Source organism: Rheinheimera sp. EpRS3 (genome assembly GCF_001513785.1).
Taxonomy (GTDB): domain Bacteria; phylum Pseudomonadota; class Gammaproteobacteria; order Enterobacterales; family Alteromonadaceae; genus Alishewanella.
This window is the reverse complement of sequence record NZ_LNQS01000007.1, coordinates 290,077-311,221: the sequence shown is the minus strand read 5'-3', so window position 1 is coordinate 311,221 and position 21,145 is coordinate 290,077. Positions and strand designations below refer to the sequence as shown.

General features: G+C 49.5%; 16 protein-coding genes and 1 tRNA gene. 7 read left to right on the top strand and 10 right to left on the bottom strand.

What is annotated here, in order from left to right; all coding sequences use genetic code 11:
* Positions 1–5: 5 nt before the first annotated feature.
* From AR688_RS08655 to AR688_RS08645, 3 genes are all read left to right on the top strand, one after another.
* A tRNA-Met gene (locus AR688_RS08655) sits at positions 6–82 on the top strand.
* 260 nt (positions 83–342) lie between these two features.
* On the top strand, positions 343–597 hold the full coding sequence (locus AR688_RS08650) for a FitA-like ribbon-helix-helix domain-containing protein (protein WP_068232062.1): 255 nt from the start codon (positions 343–345) through the stop codon (positions 595–597).
* Complete coding sequence (locus tag AR688_RS08645) at positions 594–1,013, top strand: type II toxin-antitoxin system VapC family toxin (protein WP_068232059.1); 420 nt, start codon at positions 594–596, stop codon at positions 1,011–1,013. Before AR688_RS08650 ends, AR688_RS08645 begins: the two co-directional genes overlap by 4 nt.
* 12 nt (positions 1,014–1,025) lie before the next feature.
* On the opposite strand, the gene AR688_RS08640 is transcribed toward AR688_RS08645, so the two are convergent.
* The 6 genes from AR688_RS08640 to AR688_RS20330 form a co-directional block, all read right to left on the bottom strand.
* Positions 1,026–2,036, bottom strand: coding sequence for a nuclease-related domain-containing protein (locus tag AR688_RS08640; RefSeq protein WP_068232056.1), 1,011 nt, complete (start codon positions 2,034–2,036; stop codon positions 1,026–1,028).
* A 12-nt stretch (positions 2,037–2,048) separates the two neighbouring features.
* Positions 2,049–2,915, bottom strand: coding sequence for a hypothetical protein (locus tag AR688_RS08635; protein WP_156420261.1), 867 nt, complete (start codon positions 2,913–2,915; stop codon positions 2,049–2,051).
* A gap of 19 nt (positions 2,916–2,934) precedes the next feature.
* A complete protein-coding gene (locus AR688_RS08630; protein ID WP_068232049.1) occupies positions 2,935–3,228 on the bottom strand; it encodes a hypothetical protein in 294 nt (97 codons plus the stop codon).
* A 24-nt stretch (positions 3,229–3,252) separates the two neighbouring features.
* Positions 3,253–4,170, bottom strand: coding sequence for a restriction endonuclease (locus AR688_RS08625; protein ID WP_068232044.1), 918 nt, complete (start codon positions 4,168–4,170; stop codon positions 3,253–3,255).
* A 14-nt stretch (positions 4,171–4,184) separates the two neighbouring features.
* A complete protein-coding gene (locus tag AR688_RS08620) occupies positions 4,185–5,069 on the bottom strand; it encodes a hypothetical protein (RefSeq protein ID WP_197412178.1) in 885 nt (294 codons plus the stop codon).
* A 146-nt stretch (positions 5,070–5,215) separates the two neighbouring features.
* A complete protein-coding gene (locus AR688_RS20330; RefSeq protein WP_068232041.1) occupies positions 5,216–5,446 on the bottom strand; it encodes a hypothetical protein in 231 nt (76 codons plus the stop codon).
* Positions 5,447–5,621: 175 nt separating this feature from the next.
* Between AR688_RS20330 and AR688_RS08610 the strand changes: the two genes are divergently transcribed.
* Both AR688_RS08610 and AR688_RS08605 read left to right on the top strand, forming a co-directional pair.
* Positions 5,622–7,091 (top strand): protein adenylyltransferase SelO, encoded by a 1,470-nt coding sequence (locus tag AR688_RS08610; RefSeq protein ID WP_068232038.1) that lies wholly within the window; start codon positions 5,622–5,624, stop codon positions 7,089–7,091.
* An 85-nt stretch (positions 7,092–7,176) separates the two neighbouring features.
* The gene (locus AR688_RS08605; RefSeq protein ID WP_156420260.1) at positions 7,177–7,698 is read left to right on the top strand and encodes a YgjV family protein; all 522 of its coding nucleotides are present in this window, start codon (positions 7,177–7,179) and stop codon (positions 7,696–7,698) included.
* Positions 7,699–7,726: 28 nt separating this feature from the next.
* On the opposite strand, the gene AR688_RS08600 is transcribed toward AR688_RS08605, so the two are convergent.
* The gene (locus tag AR688_RS08600; RefSeq protein WP_068232033.1) at positions 7,727–10,408 is read right to left on the bottom strand and encodes a M14 family metallopeptidase; all 2,682 of its coding nucleotides are present in this window, start codon (positions 10,406–10,408) and stop codon (positions 7,727–7,729) included.
* 170 nt (positions 10,409–10,578) lie between these two features.
* Between AR688_RS08600 and AR688_RS08595 the strand changes: the two genes are divergently transcribed.
* On the top strand, positions 10,579–11,394 hold the full coding sequence (locus AR688_RS08595) for a CLCA_X family protein (protein ID WP_068232030.1): 816 nt from the start codon (positions 10,579–10,581) through the stop codon (positions 11,392–11,394).
* An 87-nt stretch (positions 11,395–11,481) separates the two neighbouring features.
* Here the strand turns inward: AR688_RS08595 and AR688_RS08590 are convergent, their stop codons facing one another.
* The gene (locus AR688_RS08590) at positions 11,482–14,700 is read right to left on the bottom strand and encodes a TonB-dependent receptor (RefSeq protein WP_068232027.1); all 3,219 of its coding nucleotides are present in this window, start codon (positions 14,698–14,700) and stop codon (positions 11,482–11,484) included.
* A gap of 270 nt (positions 14,701–14,970) precedes the next feature.
* Here AR688_RS08590 and AR688_RS08585 point away from each other — a divergent pair, with 270 nt between their 5' ends.
* Entirely contained in the window at positions 14,971–18,168 is a 3,198-nt protein-coding gene (locus tag AR688_RS08585; protein ID WP_197412174.1) for a family 20 glycosylhydrolase, read from the top strand.
* A 16-nt stretch (positions 18,169–18,184) separates the two neighbouring features.
* On the opposite strand, the gene AR688_RS08580 is transcribed toward AR688_RS08585, so the two are convergent.
* On the bottom strand, positions 18,185–19,642 hold the full coding sequence (locus tag AR688_RS08580; protein ID WP_068232020.1) for a M81 family metallopeptidase: 1,458 nt from the start codon (positions 19,640–19,642) through the stop codon (positions 18,185–18,187).
* A gap of 14 nt (positions 19,643–19,656) precedes the next feature.
* Positions 19,657–21,144, bottom strand: a complete 1,488-nt coding sequence (locus AR688_RS08575) for a sodium:solute symporter family protein (protein WP_068232017.1) — start codon at positions 21,142–21,144, stop codon at positions 19,657–19,659.
* Between the last annotated feature and the right edge of the window lies 1 nt (position 21,145).

Below are 21,145 nucleotides of genomic sequence, written 5' to 3'. Positions count from 1 at the left end.
ACGGACGCGGGATGGAGCAGCCTGGTAGCTCGTCGGGCTCATAACCCGAAGGTCGTCGGTTCAAATCCGGCTCCCGCAACCAACATCTAAGCCTACTTTAACGTAGGTTTTTTTGTGTCTGGAATTCGGGGAACCCGAAGGTCGTCGGTTCGCTCTTCATAAAGATCAGGGCTCCCGCAACCAACATCTTAACCAGCCAAGTGCTGGTTTTTTTGTGCCTGAAACTCAACAACCTAAAAGTCGGCGTAAAGTGATCTGATTGCTTTTTGACTGCACTCCTCCTATATTGAATGCACTTTAATCAGTTCTATACTTTTCCAGTGCTCCCGGAGGTGGCTATCTATGGCTATGATGACGGTTAGAAACATACCGGATGAGATACACAGCGCTTTAAAAGCCAGAGCCAAACGGCACAATCGCAGTGCCGAGGCTGAAATGCGGGCGATTCTGGAAGAGGCGATTTTACCCAAAACACGCATTCAAATGGGCGATGCACTGGCAGAGCTGGGGCGCAAGATCGGGCTGACAAATGACGATTTAACCGCTTTAGACCAAGCACGCACCACTACCCCTGCAGAACCGATGGAGTTTGAATGATCGTTCTGGATACCAACGTTATATCTGAAGCGATGAAGCCCGAACCGCATCCAAAGGTAAAAGCCTGGCTTAATGCGCAATCAGCCGAAACGCTGTATCTATCCAGTATCACCCTGGCTGAGCTGCTGTTTGGCATTGCCATGTTACCCGCCGGCAAACGTAAAGATATGCTAACTGAAGCTCTTAACGGACTTATGGCACTTTTCACCGGAAGAGTGCTGCCTTTTGACCATGCTGCAGCTATGCAGTATGCCCAGTTAGCGTCGACAGCAAGAGCTGCCGGCAAAGGCTTTCCGGTACCCGATGGCTACATTGCAGCCATCGCGGTGTCACAGGGCTTTAAAGTAGCATCGCGCGATATGTCGGCATTTGCAGCGGCAAATATGGATGTCATTAACCCGTGGGAAGCAAAATAAGCCAAATGAGATTTACGGAGAAGTAAGTATGTTAGCCGTCGTCGAACAGTCACCGCAGACGAGGCGATAAACTGCTTTTGCTCTGCTCACTTTGGTATTCAGGCTGTTACACGCCGGGCATGGTCTCTTCAATGGCGTATTACCGCCACAACTGCCGCATTGCACATAATAGCCATAACGGCCGGACTGCGCAGTTAAGCCTGAGCATTGGCCGCAGTGTTTGCACTGCGCAGCAACGGCATCCACTGCAACAGCTTTTGTCGGCGGCTTCGTAATTACAGCAGCTTGCGGTGTCGGTTGAACAGAACCAGCTGCTGCGTTAGTCATCCGTGTGGCCGGCGCAGCCCATACTGCCGGAGCTTCATTTACAACATTCTGTTGCTGAATGTCTCCCAATAGAAAATTGCAGATACACAGCAGTTCATCCTGATTAAAGGTTGGTCGCGTGTCCGCTATTTTGGCAGCCAGATTATAGAACTTAATAAAGTTCATCTTCTTATCCAGCGCATCGGTGACAAACTCCGATTTCATCAGTTTTGTGGCTATGTCTTTTGGTGCTTTGGATCTATCGATAATTGCATCGCTGGAGATAGCACAAAACACATCGTAGCAGCGTGCACCAAGCCCTTGCTGAATACCTAAAAATTTACCTATTACTTTTTCAGTATTGGCACACAGGTACTGTTTCAGCAGTTTAAGCTGCAGCTCAGCCTGTTTAATCGGCGATGGCATACCACTCCACTGCCCTTTATAACTGCGGCTCCACTCACCGTATTCGTTTACATTAACCTCGCCGCGAATGCTTTTCGACTCCACCACAATAAAGCCGTAGGTATACGCAATTAAGTGGTCAATTTGCGCGATTTCGCCATCATGCTCAATGCGTAAATCATTCAGCACCATTACGTTGTCACGGTCTTTGTAAGCACGGCGCAGGTAAAACGCCACGTCGTGCTCTTGTTTAATGCCGGCATCAAGTTTGATAGATGCCGAGCTGGTTTGGGTTTTGTCTTTTAAGATCATAATGTTTGTATATCAATATCTGGCCAAGCCAAGCTCAACTAGCAATAACGACAAGCAATGCAGCGCCGTTTGCGCATCTTCTTCAGTAACATCACGAGTGTTATGTTGTGCTTGGGCGTTGGTTTTGGCCCGGGAATGTAGCCGAGCAATGATTTGGCCGGCATTTACGCTCAGCGTATTATTCGGCATTTTTACTGCAAGCTTTTTAAGGCCATGCCCTAAATCTGAAGACGTGTCATCAATAGCAATACCTACTGCAAATGCAGCCGAATTTCGACAGCTTTCAACCAAATGAAAAGGACTTATTCTCCGGTTGGCCGCTTGTACTTCATCAAGCGTAATGCTCAAGCGCTGATAATCTTCAGAAGACATAGCCTGGGGTAACAACACTGGCAGTACGCCATTAGTGCGGGTGCTTTTAAGTGTTACAACGATGTCACCACCAAACACCTGCTCTGCGGCTACCACTTTCCAGAAAGATGCAAATTCACCAGCACCCAGAATGGCTTGGTTGTTGTTGGTATCCGATATGTAGTGATACATCCCGTAAGACTGATAATGATAAAAAACTTCATCGTATGGCTGCGCAGGGTGAGTATCGGGCCGCTCATTAGCTTTAACTGCGTGGCTAAAGCACCATTCTTTGCGGGGATTGGGGTAGCCAAAAATACGCCCACGTTTTATGCCTGCTGCAGGTTCATACATATCTTCCAGGAATAAAAAGCCGGGGTATTCTGCAAGATCATCGCAAGCAAACCGTCCCATATCTGCAAATCGAATGGGTATTACCAATTGTGATGAAGAAACCGGTTTACCATGCGCAGGCTGTTCGCCGATGTAAACCAACTTAGTAGTGTGGGCTATTCCAAGAACTGACAAAGCAACTCCTTTACTATTACTAATTTTTAGTTAATTCAACCGGATAAAATGTTAAACCAAACCGCGACATCAATTCCTGTTCTAATTTACATTTTTTTGCTTCAACTTGATTAACTGCCTTAACCAAATCTTCTAATAGATTTCTTGCTTCAGATTTCGTATGACAAGCGAAAATTGTCTTGCCATGGTGACGTAGTTCAAATGCGGGTTCATCTAATTGCTTAGAGACATTAACAATTTCAAATTCGCCCGATTCAGGATAGAAAAGATGCATAACCTTACCTGCATCAGCAAACATTTTAAAATCACGCATCTTTTCTCCATTTAAAACTGGCGATTAATCTTCAAAATAGTCACTGTCGAACTTTGGTATTTTGACAATGCGGGTCGATACACCAACTTCATGATCAATCATCAGCTCTGCGAGTTTGATACCGTCTACCAACACAATACGTTCTACCGATCTAGCGAAGTCTATCGCTTGCGCGGTATATGCTGAGGTGGTAATAAACACGCCCTTAGTTGCACGCTGCCCGGCTAAAGCCCCGTAAAAGCCCTGAATTTCTGGCCGACCAACACTGCTTTGCCAACGTTTAGCCTGCACATATACTTTCTCCAAGCCTAATTTATCTAACGAGATCACACCATCAATACCACCATCACCTGAGCCACCTACTCGCTGCAAGTCGTTACGGTTTGCACCATATCCCATCTTATGTAGCAAGTCTAAAACGATGGTTTCAAAGTAAGTCGGGCTTACCTTAGCAAGCGTTTCCAATAGATCAGCGGCTACGCTTTCACGCATTTCTTTTACGGCCGACCCTAAACGCTCTTCGGGGCTTGACGTTTCCGCTGCACTATCGTTTTTAATTGGAGTAATGATTGGTTCAGTGGTTGAGGTCGCTTCTTTTAACCGCACGTCCATATAACCAAAAGCGAGATCGGCAACTAGCCCCTGCGATAACGGACCAACGTTACTGGCAGCAAATATTTTGCCCTCATCGGTTAAACACCAAAAACCTCGCTTGGCTGAACTAGACAACCCTGCTCGCTTTAAGCGGTCATGCGCCCAGCCTATCCGGTTTTTGTAAACCTGCTGTGCATGGCTGGGTAACAGCTCTGCCCGCTCTTCGTCTGTTAGCTGCATTGCATCAGCTGCAGCCTCGTAAACCTCACGAGCTAAAGCACCATCGGGACGAGTGGCTAAAAAACGAAGTACGGGCTCAATAAATTGATCATATGTTGGTATCGCCATTTCTAAGTTCCTTTTTATTCCCAAGGTGCCACGTAAATATCGAAGTAGCTTTGAACCTTCGTGGGTTTAATCCCCACACTTTCAAGAAACAGTTGCTGACCTGGCGCAAGTGGCTTGTCGTGTAAATAGAATGCTTCGCGTTTATTTTCTGGAAATTTTTTGAAAAATTTTGCTCGTTCTATCAGTAGCCAGCGCAAGAACACTTCAGTGACTTCCAAACTCAAGCCAAAGATAAATAAGTCATTCTGGAAAATCGCATTTAACCAGGTATGTCGGCCAGGCCATTTGCTAAGTTCAGCTTTATAGAACAATCTGTTACCGGATTTGTGTAACATTGGCCGAGCGCGCTCAACTGACCCCATGTAGTGCGACAAGCCCAATCGAATACTACGTTTGTAATGCTGCATACCATTGATATGCCAGATAGCGAATTCGTTGGAGGTATCACTAATCGGTTTATCTGCGTAGTAATTACTCCACGGGTAAAAATCGGTAAATCTTAGAGCTTTTAACCGATGCAGTTTAAGGCCAAGCGCATCTGATAAAGTATTTTCAAAATTAGTCGTCAGGATTGGGCATTGATTGTCCATTGCCCATCGGACAATATTGCGATGATGATCTTTGGCCTGCCAATGCGCCATTCCCTCACAGAACTCTGCTTGCAGGCTTTTATTTGAACTCGCCACTTTTAAGTCGAGTACGTCATAGAATTCTGTTAACGAAATTCCTTCCATGGCTTCTTGTTTGACATCACCAATCCTATTTCGCCACAGCTGCAGCAGTAGCTGCAGCCAATTGTTAGCACCATCGGCTGCGTTATACAGATTAACGCCATTGCCGATAATCAGCGCCGGTTTAACTCCTGGCTTTCGTAAAAGTGCTTTGAAATCCATATCCATTTTTAATTTTCCGTTTTGACTTCGACCACTGAGCTTTTGCTGGCTATCTATTAGGGCAGCTCATGCTTTTGCTTTGGTCTTTTTAGATAACGTTGCCCGCTCTGCCTTTATCCGCGCCAATAATGCCTCGGCGCTATTTTCGCAACTTATAAGCTCAGGGTTAGCCGCACGCCATCGGCTGTCAGTTCACCGCGAAAGGCTTTAGCGAGGATGGATTGGGTTAGGTTATTTACCCAGATAAGCGCTGCTTGGGCGGCTTGCTCAATGCGGTCTGCAAAGGCTTGTTCTGTACTTTGCACCAGCTGTAAGAACAGCGGATCGTAATCGCTTAAAAAAGCAAAGTTAGAATGGTTAGCGCCCAAAGCTGGCTGCGTCATAATCCCTCGTCGCAAGCTGATGATTTATCGTTAAATAAGAACATAAGTTTGTACCACTAGTGACAACTTATGGCAACTTATCCAAAGCAAACTTAATACCCGAGCAGGCTTTTTTTGTATCTGCAACAGCCCCTCTGTACACTAGCGCTATAACCCATCAATACGAACAGCTGATATGAGCAATTTTACCGTACAACACAGCCTTGCCGATTTAGGTGCGCCTTTTTCTGAGCCTTGTAACCCTACCCCGGTAGCTGCACCGCAGTGGCTGGCGTTTAATGCTGAACTGGCCGCAGAGCTTTGCTTACCACAGCAGTATTGGCACTCAGATGACGGCCTGGCGGTGTTTAGCGGCAATACCGTGCCGGATTGGGCCAGCCCGCTGGCACATGCTTATGCCGGCCATCAGTTTGGCCATTTTGTACCGCAGCTCGGCGATGGCCGGGCGTTGCTGCTGGCTGAAGTGTTAAGTGCCGATAACCAGCGTTTTGATATTCAGCTGAAAGGCGCCGGGCAAACACCGTTTTCGCGCCGTGGCGATGGCCGTGCACCACTGGGGCCGGTACTGCGGGAATATTTAGTCAGTGAGGCCATGCATGCGTTGGGTGTGCCCACTACCCGCGCGCTGGCTGCGGTATTAACCGGCGATTGGGTACAGCGCGAAACCGCAGAGCCGGGCGCAATACTTACCCGGGTGGCTAGCAGCCATATTCGTATTGGCAGTTTTCAGTATCTGGCAGCCAGAGGCGATCATGCCCAGCTGAAAACCTTTGCCGACTATGTGATTAACCGCCACTACCCGGAGTGCGCCAGCGAGGCTAATCCTTATCTGGCGCTGCTTGCAGCTGTGGTTGCTGCACAGGCAAAACTGATTGCCAAATGGATGAGCATGGGTTTTATTCATGGCGTAATGAATACCGATAATATGAGCATTGCCGGTGAAACTATCGATTATGGCCCCTGCGCTTTTATGGACAGCTTTAACCCGGCGCAGGTATACAGCTTTATTGATACGCAAGGCCGTTATGCATGGGGCAATCAGCCACGTATTGCCAGCTGGAATCTGGCTCGTTTTGCTGAAACCCTGCTGCCGCTGCTGACTGAACAACCAGAGCAGGCTGTAGAGCTTGCCACAGCGGTGTTGCAGGATTTTAACGGGCTAAATGAAGCAGAGTTTTTACACCTAATGGCGGCGAAAATCGGTATTGTTACTGCAACCGATACCGACGAAGTGTTAATCCGCGATTTGCTTAACCTGATGAGCGCAAATAATGCCGATTTTAGCCAGAGCTTTCGCTTGCTTAGCCACTCGGTAAGCGATATTAACGCCGGTGCGGCAGTGTTATTTGCAGACAAACAAGGCTGGACGAGCTGGGCAAAAAAATGGCAACAACGCCTTGCTACGCAAGGTATTGCGCTGATAAAGGTAAGCCAGCAAATGGATAACACCAACCCTGCACTGATTGCGCGTAACCATTTAGTTGCAGAAGCGATTAAGCAAGCCACAGAGCAAGCCGATTTAACACTGTTTAACCGCCTGCAGCAAGCGCTGGCTAAGCCTTACACGTTATCAGACGCTAACGCTGATTTTGCCCTGCCACCGCAGCCACAACAGCTTGTTAAGAATACTTTTTGCGGCACCTGATTATAACTTATGCCATCTGAGACAGGCAGATGGCGGTTAAATTCGGTACTATAGCCACCTTATTTTGTAACACAGAGCCAGCTCCTTGCCAGACATCACCCTCAGTTTTGCCTTATCTCAATGTTTAGCTGCGATGGCCTTTATTAGTGGCATTGTGGCGTTTCAGCGCTATGACAGAGCCAGTATGCTGAAATTCTGGTTTGTTTCGGCCCTGCTCAATGCCAGCCACTTCGCCGTGTTAGGCCAGTATGAAGCAGCATGCTTTGTTGGCTTAACTGCGGTGCGTTTTCTGGTGGCAGCGCTAAGCCCACGCCAGCGCTGGATGTATTGTTTTTTGGCGTTATCCACCTTGCTGATTGTAGTTAGCTATACCAGCCCGGTTAACTTGTTACCTTACTTAGCAGCTGTGGTGGGTACTATCGGCAGTTTCCAGAAAAACGTGATGCTGGTACGGGCACTTATGGCCGTTGGTGCTACGTCCTGGGTTGTGCATAATCTGTTGGTGGGTTCACCGGTGGCGGTATTAATGGAACTGGCATTTTTAAGCAGTAATCTGGTGGGGTATATCAGAAGCCGCAGGCAAAGCTTACCTGCGGCAGATCATTAAGAGGCAACAGATTATTAATCTGAATATTTTAACGCACTGCGCCACTGTGCGCCGGGGCCAGTAATACGGCATTGGCCAGCGCAATATGCAGGCCGTTTACATAAGCGCGGTAGTTAGGCTCCTGCGTAAAGCTTATTACCATGCCATTCCCCTGTGGTGCCCACATTAACAGTGGCTTATGCGCTATCTGCTGCTGATTATCCTGCCAGACAAAACCACTGGCTTTTACCTCATCAGCTGCAGCAAACTTCAGCAGGTTACGACCATGATTGATGGCCAGCGGTTGATAAATTTCATTACCAACGTACACCGTATTCACGCTGGCCGGTAAGCCTGCCGTTAACCAGTGCGACTGATCCACTTCTGCTTTTGCCAGAAAACCCGGCACCCAGTCCGGCCGTGCCTGCTTGGCTTTCACCATTTGCTGATACTGCTCAGTATTGAGTACTGTGCCGGCAACCTGTTCTTTGTCGTTGGCATCAGCGGCGGGTTCATCGCCGGCTTTGTATTCCCGTTTACTGGCCAGCATTGGCGCTTCACCGCTTAATACAAAGTTAGTTGCGTTACCTAACGTAATTAATACGCCGCCGCGCTCTGTCCAGTGGCGGATATTGTTATAACCGGCTTCACCCAGTGCCTGCTGGTAACTGCCACCGGCACTCGCTGGCAATACCAATACCTGATAGCGGCTTAAATCTGCCTGCTTTAACTGCGCCGGCCGGATAGCCGTTACCGGTTGGCCAAGCTCACGCTCCAGCACAAAACGGACACTACCGGCACTTAAACTGCTGGCGGGTTCATCCCACAACATGGCTACTTTTACCGGTTGCAGCGCTACCATATTGGCAGAGCCGGCATTAGGGCCTTCGGTATGCCAGCTGCTGTCTACACCTTGCAGCACAGCACCGCTTTGCATCGCCAGCTTTTCAAGCGTTTGATTAAGCTCGGCATTATTATCTGCTCTGGCAATAATTAAACTACCGGACGGGTAACGCGTACCGTTTTGATGGGTAAAAGGCAAGTCACTGCTGCGCATCACCACACCGGCTTTTAACGCTTCGGCGGCAAACCGGGCAGCATCCATGCCGTCCCAGGGCAGAATAAAGCCATAGGTCGCATCGGGTCGTGTCAGGCTACCGGGTAAAATACGTTGGTCTGTTACTGTTACACCTTCGACTTTTACACTGGCGCGGCATTCGTTCATCTCCAGATTAAACATCAGTGGCAATGACCAGGCTGTTACGTCATATATTTGATCAGGTAGGTTGTTCGCCCGCAATGCTTCCTGCTGCTTAATAAATGGTTGGTCCATCGGTACGTCGGTATCCAGCAAGGTACGCAGTAAATGATAGGTGCTCTGGGCACTGTCAATAACATAAGCACCGCTTTGGTAATCGGTACCACAAGCACTAAATGCTTTTGTTGCCTGAGTAACTTTGATGCCCTGCTCTGTTAATAATGCGGTTAAACGCTGATGCCCGGCTTTATCGCGGCTGGCCGGAAAAATATAGCTGCGGGTTTTGGCTTTGCTGCCTTGTGCCACGGCATCTTTACGGTACTGATAAAACCGCTGCAGCAAGGGTTTGGCGCGCTGGCTGGCGGTTTCCAGTGTAGCCATAAAGGCAACAAAGTTACGCTGAATACCATCGGCAAAGGTGACTACAGTGCCGTCGCTGCGGCGATAGTGATGGCCGCGGGCAGAAGCCATTTCATAGGTCATGGCAATGCTGCCCTGATACAACGGCCAGCTGGCACCGTAGCCCGGATAAAATGCATCAAAAATTTCGCGGGTAAAATAGTGGTAGCCAAAGCGGTCAAACCATTTGGCATTGTTTTGCCCCACCCAGCTCAATACTTCACGCTGTGCCTGCTGAATATGCGGGTTGTAAGGCTCAGCTTCCGGGCTGAAGTAGTATGTCATGTCGCCGCCCATTTCATGCGAATCCACGTACAACAGCGGATAAGTATTTTGCAGCGCTTTAACACGGCCACGGTTTTCCGGCTGGGTTAAGCTTATCCAGTCGCGGTTCATATCAAACAGATAATGGTTGCTGCGGCCATTGGGCCAGGGCTCGTTTTGCTCAGCTGATAAGCGATCGTCTGAATGCTCCATACCGGCAGTAGCATAATAGCGGCTGACAAAACGATGATGGCCATCCGGGTTTTGCAGTGGGTCAATATACACCAGCGTATTAGAGAGAATATTGCGGGTAAACTCACTTTGGTCGGCCAGTAAATGCCAGGCCAGCGCCATTGAGGACTCTGCCGGGCTTAATTCATTACCGTGCAGGGTATTGGCAATCCATACCGATGCCGGTTGTTGTTCAATCATGGCTTTGGCGTCTGCCTCGCTGGTATTAAACGGATCTGCCAGTTTGCGCATATTCTGTTCAAGCTGATCTAAGCGGGCAATATTCTGCTCTGAGCCTATAACCACGTAAAACAGCTGCCTTCCCTGCCAGCTTTCACCGTAAGGCACCAGCTTTAGCTGTTGCGGGTATTGCGCCGCCAGGGTAGTAAAATACTGCCGGATTGCCGCCGGCTCGGAGATACGGCTACCCAGTTTATAACCCAGCACTTGCTGGGTATCGGGTACGCTGGCGTTGTATTGGCTGCCGGGAAATTCCGGCAATGCTGAAGCTGCAAAGCTACTGCCCAAAGCCGCAACAATGGTACTGAGAATAAATGTCCGATGGATGTTACTGCGCATGTTGCTCCCATGATTTTTGTATATTGTTATAGCGGCAAACTACCTTGGCTACGCCAGCTTGGCAATGTACTGACAACAGTGCTGCGACTAAACACCGATTTTTACCGCCGATTTGATCAACACCGGCTATTTCGCCTAGGCGTAATTATCGTTATGATCGGCGTATGCCTATGCCCGTCCCCCGTATTCAGCGTCAGTACTACCGTAATGGCCCGCCACATCGCGGCGGTGCCGACGTCAGCTTTGCCGATTTGGTAAAAATATTTGGTTTTAACAGTATTCATATTGGCCGCTGGGTAAATGCCGAAGAGCTGCAACTGGCAGCCAATTTATTCTTCGATGCCTTTTGCGATTTACAACAATTGCTGCAGGTACCGCCAGAGGTCATATCATTAAATGGCAGCTTAGCGCTGACTTTTGGCATTGGTGGCCAGCCGGGTGTTTGTGCGCATTATCAACCGCAGGGCCGAATTCTTGCTTTAGCTAAAAACGCCGGTGGCGGCAGCCTGGCGCATGAATGGTTTCATGCCTTTGATCATTATATTGCCGGCAAAATGTTTGGCAAAACAGCTACGCGTAACCAATTTGCCAGTTCAGCATGGCTGCAAAGCCGGCCTGTAATTTCGCATTATCTCAATGAGTTACTAAGCTCAGCTTACCAAATATTATTCTTATCGGCTGACGGTGAAAATGAAAGCACATTTTTTGCCCATTGCCGGCAACTGGACGCCAGCCGCAACCGCCTGTATCTGGCGATGCCGGAAGAAATGGCGGCACGGGCCTTTGAAAAAGTGCTGCAAATGCAAAGCCTGAAAAACAGTTTTCTGGTGTCGGGTACGCTAAAAAGTAAAGCCGCCGAAATGGGTGTATATCCTGACGATGCGCTTAGCACTGAACTTGCCGGCTTATGGCTACAATACTTTCGGCTGTTGGGGCAAGGGCTGCAGTATAAAACCCGCAGTAAAAATACGCTGGTGGACGGGTGATTATTATCTTAGCCCTGCAGCGGGCTAAGGCCGGGAGAAGCAGTAATAATCACCCGTGGTTAACTTAGTTAATAAAACCGTCGGCCATTAAAAAATGGCCCGTACGCTTAGTGCATAACGACGGTCAGTGGTAAAGCTTAATGCATCAGTTCTGTCACCGGCCTGGTTCATCTGATACTGAGTTTTGGTTTCAGTTCTCAGCAAGTTACTGCCTTCAATACCAATTTTCCAGTTATCGTTAATGCTGTAGTACAGGCTGGCGTCCATCATGCCTGATGCCTTGGCATAGGCGGGTGCATATTCTTCAGATTCACGTAGCGTCAGCAGATACTCAGAGCGCCAGGTATAAGCCAGACGAAATGAAATATCGTTGTATTCATACATACCAACAATATTCATATTCTGATCGGAATAGCCTTGCAGTGGTAAGCCGCTAAATACACGGAAGGTATTACGGTTGTCTGCTATGCGGTTACCATTTTCATCAAAGCCTAAAGTTCCTTCTGATACTTCGTTAGGATCTTCCAGGCCACTTTGATCAATATAGGTATAGTTAAACTGCAAACCTAAACCGCTCCATGCACCGGGTAACATGTCATAGAACTGCGAGTATGAAAACTCAACGCCTCGAATAGAGCCAGAGCCGGTATTTGCCGGGCCATAAGCCGAAACGTCATATGTCTCGCCGTTGTATTCAACATCCAGGTCAAACTGCCGGTTACGGATAATGTTATCCAGCTTTTTGTGAAAGATACCCAGATTCAAAAATCCGGCCGGTGCAAAATACCACTCCGCCGTTAAATCCAGATTGACTGACTCTTCCGGCTCCAGATAAGGGTTGCCCGCCAAAGCTGTCACTTCTATATCATCCAGCCCCACTACAGGGTTATTCACTTCATCCTGATCTTGTCCCGGGGTTTGCAGGCGGCGGGTGTAGTCTAAATCGAGCAGGCTGATATTACGGGCATCTACCAGGCTTGGGTAATACAAGCCTTTTGATGCACCAAACCGTACGACTACCTCATCGGTAACACCAAAGTTCAGGTTCAGACTGGGCAGCACTGTGCTGTAATCGGTGCCATCTACGGTGCTCAGTTGAGACTCGCCGGAGGCAAGGTCGTAATAACGTTGGTACTCGGGTTGTTGCATCACGTCATTTAGCGAGGTGCCAGGCTCGCCGCGTTTGCTGGTTAATGGCTGCACAAAGGCACCGGTAGATTGCAGTTTGTAATTTACATAACGCAAACCAATATTGCCTTTTAGCGGTATGTCCAAATCAATCAGTTCGAAATCACCGCGTAAATAAAACTCGGTACGCTTTTCATTAGACGAACTGATGTTATGCGCAGCAAATGGCCCTTCAACACGGTTAGGTTTATCGGCATAAGGCACATAGGTACCGGTACAAACGCCGTCATTGGCCGCGCTTAGCGTAGCGTTGTGCCAACCTTCCTGACAGCCCTGGCGTAATGAGTCAGCATAGTTTTTCACCAGATCCATCCGCGGAAACAGGAAGTTATTTACATTACCGACCAGCACATCGCCGTTATAATAATCTGAGAAATCAACCCGCTCAAACAATTCAGGCCGGTTCACCGCTGCGGCTGCATTACGATCATTCATATCCCAGGGGGTACCAATAGCAGACCAGCCCTCGTACGCCGTATCGCGCACGGTTAAGTCTTTATCGGTGTAATAAGCCCCGGTTTTAATAACGGTAAAAATACCATCCAGCTCATAACTGAGATCAAATTTAAAGCTGTTCGCTTTAGCGGTGTTGTGTTCTTCCTGCTCCATACCACTACCCAAAAATAGATTCGGCACCGGCCCGTTCCAATCCTCATTCGGCGACCAGCCCGGAGTCAGAATATTGTCACTGAGAAACTCAACAGTCGGGCGCGAACCCCGCATATCCAGGAAGTACGGTGATACCACATGCACATGGTTACCGCGGGTCTGGCCTGACATACTGTAGTTGTGTACCACCTTCTCAGAATCTATGCGCTGATAATCAAAACTCAGCGCTAAGCGGTCCGTTGGTTTTAACTTAAGGTTAAATGAGGTGTCTTCAACGGTGTTTTCGTTGTAGTTCCAGCGGCTACGATAGAAAAACGGCGTTTCAGGGCTAACGCCCAGCGCAACGCCGGAGGTGACATAGCCGTTCTCAGTTGTTAAAGGGTAACCATTTGCGGCATCGTCCTGCCAATTTTGCGACGAGCCCATATAACTTCTGAAACCTTGCGCCGCCTGGCCTATTTGCCGTTCATCCCACTCTAATGAGGCTCTGGAATTAATGTGTTCCAGGGTAGCCACTATGGTGTTATCGGTATTGGCCCACTGCAATGACGTGGTAAAGCCGGTACGCTTACGATCATTTTCGGCTGTGCTCATATGTATTGCTACCGGTACATGCCAGACACTGTCGGCAGGCTGCCCCGGCAGTGCCGGGCCATCTACCGGCGAATCCGGGTCAACACCGGTAATACCGCCCCACTCATCAGTGGTTGGAATAAACGAATCGCCGCGGGAATGGAAATTACCCAAACCAATACCATCGCCGCGCGATTTATATTCTGATTGTGAACCGGCAATCAGGAAGCCAAATTTACCGGCTTTGGTTTCCCAGCTATCAGAAAACAGCGCAGAAAACGAAGGTGTCACCTCTTCACGAAAGTCGCCGTAATTTGCTTTGGCATTAACAGATAGCAACTGTTTATCAGAATCAAACGGCTTGCGGGTGATCAGGTTAACCGTACCGGCAATACCCCCGGAGATCAGATCCGCAGTCTGGTTCTTTATTACTTCTACTGAGCCGAGCAATTCTGCCGGGAAGTCTTCATAGCTCAGACCGCCCCACGGATTAGCGCTAAATGCACCACGACCATTCACTTCAGATCTCACCCGATCCAGCCCGCGCACCAGTACACCGGTACCTTCATCGGCGTAGTGTTTTGGGTCATCAGAAGAGGCAAAGCGTTCAATCGTAACACCAGGCACACGTTGTAAAGCTTCAGTAACCGATTTATCCGGCAAGGCGCCGATATCACTGGCAGTGATAACGTCTTTAACGGTATCAGCATAACGCTTCAGGTTTTGGGCGTTATTAAGGCTGCTACGCATGCCTTTTACTTCAATAACCTCTACCGGCTCAGTTGCCTCTGTCGCAATGACACCGCTGTCATTTTCCGGCAAAGCCTGTGCGGCAAGCCAGCATGGGCTCATACCCAGCAATGCCGCGGTAATAGCCAGGCTTAATCGGTTCTTTTTGCTACTATACTTGTAATTATCGCTCAGTAATTCAGACATAGTTTAAGTCTCTTCTGTTCTTGTTGTAATCCATGCAACCTGTCAACCGCATTAGCGCCGACAAAGCCGTGATGCACTTACCTTGCTCTTCCTGTTGTAAGCCGTCATAACTACCAAATATGTCAGGCTGTGATGTTACTTTGTACCACGAAGATTAAAAAGTAAACATAATTCGATGAAAAAACTACCTTATATAGCATTGAATTCTAGACAAGCTCTTCTTTATTGCTTATTAATATGTTACCAAGTAACAATAAAGTGATCTGTGTTATGCGTTTAATCAGTTGTTATGCCCTGCTGCTAAGCAGTCTGCTGTTGTTTGCTAAGAATAGCCTTGCTGCAGCGGCGTTATTGCCATATCCAGCCGCTATTGAGCAAACTGAAGCTTACTTTGACCTGAAGCTCGGGCTAACAATAAAAGTGCCCGCTGATAACCCGCTGCTACAAGCGGCAGCCGGGCGTTTTACCGCACGTTTAGGCCAAAGAGCAGGCTTTGACATCCCGCTTTTTGCATCTCAGCCAGTTTTGTTAAAACTTACCGGCCAACCCGCTGCAACTGGTGCAGTCCCTTTGCCGGATATGACAGAGCAGTATCATCTGCGTGTCACTAAAACTGAGATTATCCTCAGTGCAGCAGCTGAAACCGGCATTCTGCGTGGCCTGGAAACGCTGTTGCAACTTGCTGACAATGGCAAAATTGCCGCAGTTAACATTAAAGACCAGCCACGTTTTAGCTGGCGCGGCCTGTTACTGGACCCGGCCCGGCGTTTTTTACCTCTGCCGGTGTTAAAGCGGCAGATAGATATTATGGCAGCAACCAAACTTAATGTTCTGCACCTGCATTTAACCGACGATCAGGGCTGGCGCTTTGAATCAAAACACTTCCCTAAACTACAACAAATTGGCGGCGCTGATGGCTTTTATACTCAGGCTGAGCTTAAGCAACTGGTAACTTATGCAGCAGAGCGCGGCATCCGGGTGGTACCGGAAATCGACTTACCCGGCCACACTACTGCACTTGGGGCTGCCTATCCAGAATTTATGAGCCAACCTGGCCCCGCAACGCCAGAGCAGCATTGGGGTGTGCATCCGGCAGTGCTGGACCCGACAAATAAGCAACTTTATCCGTTTTTGCGCCAGTTACTGGCTGAAGTCGCCGATGTATTTCCCGATCCTTATCTGCATATTGGTGGTGATGAGGTGCTAAGCGAGCACTGGCTGGCTACGCCGCATATTGTGACCTTTATGCAGCAACAGCAGCTTGATGATGCGCCAGCGCTTCAGGCTTATTTCAACCGCCGTTTACAGCAGATTTTGCAGCAACTTGGCCGCAATATGATTGGCTGGGATGAAGTGCTGGACAGCAACGTACCAAACTCCGTGCTGATACAGTCCTGGCGTGGCACCGAATCTTTGTATCAAGCTGCAGCCGCCGGACATAAAGCGATTTTATCAACCGGCTATTATCTTGATCAGCCCCAATTTGCCGGTTATCACTACCGTAATGATCCGCTAGCGCAAGCAACAGCAGCACCAGATCTGAGCCAGTTACAACAATGGTCTGCCTGGCAGTTTAGCTTCGACCGGCTGCGCGGCAATGCTATTTCCGGTAAATTACTGCTGCTTAGCTTTAATGATGGCACTGTTAAAGGGGCAATTGAATTTAGCGGGCGCAAAGCGGTAATGCTTAATGATCTTGTTCTGAATGCCAATGCCGTCTCTTTCACTGTTGATAGCTGGATGGGGCCACTAAGTGCTCAGCTGCAGCTAGGCACAACGCTGTCGGGGCAGCTTGTCACCGGTAATGCGCCCTATCAGGTTAACGGCCAGGCTCTGGCATTACAGCAAAGCGCTGCAGCCGCTTTACCCTTTAGCCTGCAACTGCCAGATATTCGCGACACTATGCGCGCAAACGTTCTGGGCGGTGAAATTACCTTATGGGCCGAGCTGGTGACACCGGATAATATTGATATCCGGCTCTGGCCCAATGGCTTTGCTGTAGCTGAACGCTTATGGTCGAACGCCAGCATCCACGATGAAGCCAGCCTGCGCCAGCGCATGCAACGTATTACGCAGCAGTTAACGGCAGAAGGCAGCCTGCAGCATATACAGCAACAGCGTGCGGGCTTTACATTTTTAGCCGCTGATTATGCCGGCAGCCTTGAGCATCTGGCACAGGTACTGGAACCCGCACACTATTACCACCGGTTACACCAGAAATCAGCTGCCGGCCTTTACCATAAAGCGGCTGCGTTGGATCAGTTAGTAGATTTTCTGCCCGCTGAAAACCCGCAGCTGCAGCAGTTTTCGCAGATATTACAGCGCTGGCTGAAACAACAGGATGCTACAGATACCGCCTGGCTCACCCGGCAACTACAACAATGGCAGGCTGCAGCTGATACAGTTATAAAAGCTGCCGGTGCGCCACAACATACGCAGCTAAAGCCGTATATACCTGAGCTGCAGCAGATCAGTGCGCTGTGTCAGTCGGGGCTGTTACTGCTTAACAGTATCAGCTCACAAACACCGTTAGAGAACGTTGAACGACAGCAAATAGCCCGGCAACTGCAACAGGCTGGCGCTATTTCGCAGGAAATGATTATTGCCCTGCACCGCCCGTTGCAGCAGTTGTTTGACTATGCCCCGCACAGCCACGTTTGGGTACCGGCAAACACCTTTAGTGCAGCGGCTGAAGGCCCGGCAGTTGATAGCCTCGGTAACCTTTATGCGGTTAACTTTGGCTACGACAGCGCTATTAATAACGGTGCGATTAATGGCGGAACCATTGGCAAAGTGACACCAGACGGCCAAGCAAGCTTATATTTAACCCTGCCACAGGGCAGCACGGGTAACGGTATCGTGTTTGGCCCAAGTGGTAGCTTATATAGCGGAGCCATGTTTATCGCCGATTACACCGGCCACAATATTCTGCGTTACGCACAAGGTAAGCTGGAGGTATATGCGCACAATAAAGCCATGCATCAGCCTAATGATCTGGCCATTATGCAAAGCGGCGTTATCTTTGCCAGCGATCCAGACTGGGCTAATAGCAGCGGGCAGCTTTGGCGCATAGATACTGACGGCTCCAGCCAGTTGCTGTACAGCAATATGGGCACAACCAACGGTATTGCCGTAAGCCCCGATCAGCAATTTTTATATGTTAATGAAAGCGTGCAGCGCAAAGTATGGCGTTTTCGCATCAATGCCGATAACTCGCTGAGCAATAAACAACTGTTTGCCCAATTCAGTGATTTTGGCCTTGATGGTATGCGTTTTGACAGCAAAGGCAGTTTGTATATTGCCCGCTACGGTAAAGGTACAGTGGTAAAGCTGGATAACGAAGGCCGTATCCAGCAGGAGTACCGGCTGAACCATGCCCTGCCTACCAATGTCAGCCTGAGCCCGGATAACAGCGCACTCTATGTCACGATACAGCAGTGCGGCTGTATTGAGCGGATACAGCTATAGCTTAGTAAATATGAGCCTAGTCAAACGGCTGCTCTGTAATTGGCCACAGTGGCCGGCTTAGTTTGCGATAGCCATTACGCTTAGGATCGCTGGGGTATGGGGCGCCGGCATCAACATACAAAATTTGCGCGGCCAGCGGTGCAAAGCCCTGATAAAAATGATTGGTGGATTTTACCAGCAGCAAGCTGCACTGCTGCGGCACAATGCCTAAGGCTTGGAATAAACTCGGGTCAAACGACTGGCAGCGGTTACTGTTTAAAATGACCTCAATACCATCGAAGGTAATTAAAGCACAATCGCCCATAGGCACACTGCTGTCCGCAAACTGCTGCTGTGCATTCGCCTTTAGCCTGACAACCTTAACCTCTTTGTCTATTGGCGCTCCGGCTGTGGCACAGCTTTTACCACCAAAACGCAGGCTTATTACTGCGCCCTCTCCTGCGGCAAAACACAGCTTTACGGCCATAGGGTCCCAAATGGTGCCTACCGCAACCCCTGTCAGGCCGCGTGCGATGATCTGCTGCAATATCAGGGTGCCGTCTCCGGCAACCCCACCGCCCGGGTTGTCCCAGACATCTGCCAGCACGGTGGTACCCTCGCTGCATTGCTGGGCTAAATCCAGGGCTGCGTCAATACCATGAAACTCTGGCAAGGTTTTACCGCGAAATGAAAACAGCTCCAGGCCAAGCTGACGCGCCAGTTGCTGACCAAGTTGTGGCTGGTTATCGGTGATCACCAGTAAGCGCGAGCCCATATCCGGCACATCACCCGCCATAAAGCCATGGATCACCGACACAGACAACACGCCTGGCTGTTGCTCTATCTGCCGTACCTTAGCGATAAAAGATTTCATCGGTTCATGGCTGGTTGGCAACACATCTATCATCCGACAGTCAAAACTGCTCATGCAGGGTGTTATCTGCCGCTGCACTGCGGCGACAGCAAGTTGTACCAGCTCACGCGCGCACTGCATAAAATCAAGATGTGGAAACTCTTTGAATGCAATCAACAAATTAGCGGCCTGCAGCCGTTCTGGCGTTAAATGGCTATGCGGATCCAACGTAGCACCAATAATCACTTCCGGCCCGGTAATAGCACGGACATGTTGCAGTAAATCCCCTTCGCAATCGTCATATCCCTGTGCCACCATAGCGCCGTGTAACCCCAGCAACACCGCCTGCACCGGCATCGCCTCGCGCAGTTGCAGCAATATTTCATCCCGCAGCAGCTCGTACGACTGGCGGTTAAGTAAACCGCCTGGTTCTGCCCAGGCACAGCTGCCCTCTATTATTTCAATACCGGTATGTGCCTGAGCATATTCACGACAGGCGATTAACGGCGCACTGCAAAGCGTAGGTGTGGCCGGATGCTGGCCTGGCGCAGCATAAAAACTCTGATAAAAGCTGTGCACATCGGTGTACATTGGAGAGAAAGTATTGGTTTCAGTGGCTAGAGACGCCGTAAAAATACGCATAATTCCTCGATGATTTATTGCCGCTCAGGCAGCGATTCCTGTGGGAGTGTTTCAGTGACAGCTTGATGTTCTTCACGTTGCGCACTGATAAGTTTCAGCGCCTCTGCCCGGCTGATACGGCACCGGGGTGTCAGCAGGCTTACAGCTATGGCTGCCGACATGGCACAGCCGACGGCCGGTAAACAGGGGTTGCCCCAGTAAGCCAGCCATTCTGACTGGCTCATCAACAGCAAAGACGTGATAACAGCCCCCAGCATAGCGGCTAAGGCCCCTTGCCAGTTAAGCCTCGGCCAGAACCGGCCCAACAAGGCAATCACAAACATGCCAGACATCAGCGTCGCAATCATATTGCTGATATAACGGATCAGATCATCTGACAGCAAAGCCAATAGCAAGGCGGCGCCAGACACCAGCAGCACCGATAAACGGGCATATAAAATGGCTTTATCCGGCGGCGGCATAGCGCCGGTGATTGCCTGATAAAAATCGCGGATCAGCACCGATACTGCCGCGATAGCATCAGAGCTGGCCGACGACAGCGTGGCAGAAAGCCCGGCAAGCAGCACCAGCATCGCCAGGGACGCCGGTAATACCAGCACGGCTACAGTAGTAAAAGCAAACTGATGGTTTTCAAGTTGTGGTGCCAGTGAAAACGCAGCTATACCAATCACTGCCGGCAGTGCGGCAAAAACCAGATACAGTACACCGGAGAAAATAAAAGATCGCCGCACAGTGCTAATACTGCGTGCAGCATAGATGCGCTGACGAAATGAAGGTGTTGCCAGCACCCCCACAGTAACAACAGCGGCCAGTGAAATTGCCGGCAAAAGCGGCAACTGCTGCATCATGCCCAGTTGCCGGGCCGAGGTAACAGCTGTACCCAGCGCCATAACACCACCTGCAGCCTGCACAGCGGCATAGCTCATCAGCAAAAAGCCGGCAAATAATATCAATGCCATCAGGCTGTCTGTCCACACCACCGCGCGGTAACCGCCGATCATTACATACAAGGTAAATGCCATGGCAATTAACAGCTTGCTGTAAAAAAGCTCCAGCCCGGTAGCCCAGGACAAATACAGCGCACCACCAATAATATGTGCGCCCATCCAGCCCAGTGACGCCAGAAAGATCATTACCGCACTGCAGTGTTTAACCCAAAAATTAGCCCCGGCGTAATAACTCAGCTCTTCACTCATGGTCATAAAACGCATACGTCTGAGTGGAGCAAATAACCAGGCCGTCAGTAAAATACCAACCGCACCGCCGATACCATACAACATACCGCCCCAGCCATGCTGGTAGGCATAGCCTACCGCCCCCATACTGGTGCCGGTACCAATCATAGTGGCTACAGTGGTGCCAAATGTCAGGCCACCAGACACATTGCGCCCGGCCAGCAAAAAGTCTTCGCTGCTATGCTGTTTGCGTGATACCAGATAACTTATTGCTATCATCAGCAACAGATACAGGCCAAACCCCAGCAAAAACAAGCTGCTGTTCATT

Bases quoted from the DNA above. Each gene is read 5' to 3' on its own strand.
- AR688_RS08650 (WP_068232062.1), top strand. From the start codon at position 343: ATGGCTATGATGACGGTTAGAAACATACCGGATGAGATACACAGCGCT.
- AR688_RS08645 (WP_068232059.1), top strand. From the start codon at position 594: ATGATCGTTCTGGATACCAACGTTATATCTGAAGCGATGAAGCCCGAA.
- AR688_RS08640 (WP_068232056.1), bottom strand. From the start codon at position 2,036: ATGATCTTAAAAGACAAAACCCAAACCAGCTCGGCATCTATCAAACTT.
- AR688_RS08630 (WP_068232049.1), bottom strand. From the start codon at position 3,228: ATGCGTGATTTTAAAATGTTTGCTGATGCAGGTAAGGTTATGCATCTT.
- AR688_RS08625 (WP_068232044.1), bottom strand. From the start codon at position 4,170: ATGGCGATACCAACATATGATCAATTTATTGAGCCCGTACTTCGTTTT.
- AR688_RS08620 (WP_197412178.1), bottom strand. From the start codon at position 5,069: ATGGATATGGATTTCAAAGCACTTTTACGAAAGCCAGGAGTTAAACCG.
- AR688_RS20330 (WP_068232041.1), bottom strand. From the start codon at position 5,446: ATGACGCAGCCAGCTTTGGGCGCTAACCATTCTAACTTTGCTTTTTTA.
- AR688_RS08610 (WP_068232038.1), top strand. From the start codon at position 5,622: ATGAGCAATTTTACCGTACAACACAGCCTTGCCGATTTAGGTGCGCCT.
- AR688_RS08600 (WP_068232033.1), bottom strand. From the start codon at position 10,408: ATGCGCAGTAACATCCATCGGACATTTATTCTCAGTACCATTGTTGCG.
- AR688_RS08595 (WP_068232030.1), top strand. From the start codon at position 10,579: ATGCCCGTCCCCCGTATTCAGCGTCAGTACTACCGTAATGGCCCGCCA.
- AR688_RS08590 (WP_068232027.1), bottom strand. From the start codon at position 14,700: ATGTCTGAATTACTGAGCGATAATTACAAGTATAGTAGCAAAAAGAAC.
- AR688_RS08585 (WP_197412174.1), top strand. From the start codon at position 14,971: ATGCGTTTAATCAGTTGTTATGCCCTGCTGCTAAGCAGTCTGCTGTTG.
- AR688_RS08580 (WP_068232020.1), bottom strand. From the start codon at position 19,642: ATGCGTATTTTTACGGCGTCTCTAGCCACTGAAACCAATACTTTCTCT.
- AR688_RS08575 (WP_068232017.1), bottom strand. From the start codon at position 21,144: ATGAACAGCAGCTTGTTTTTGCTGGGGTTTGGCCTGTATCTGTTGCTG.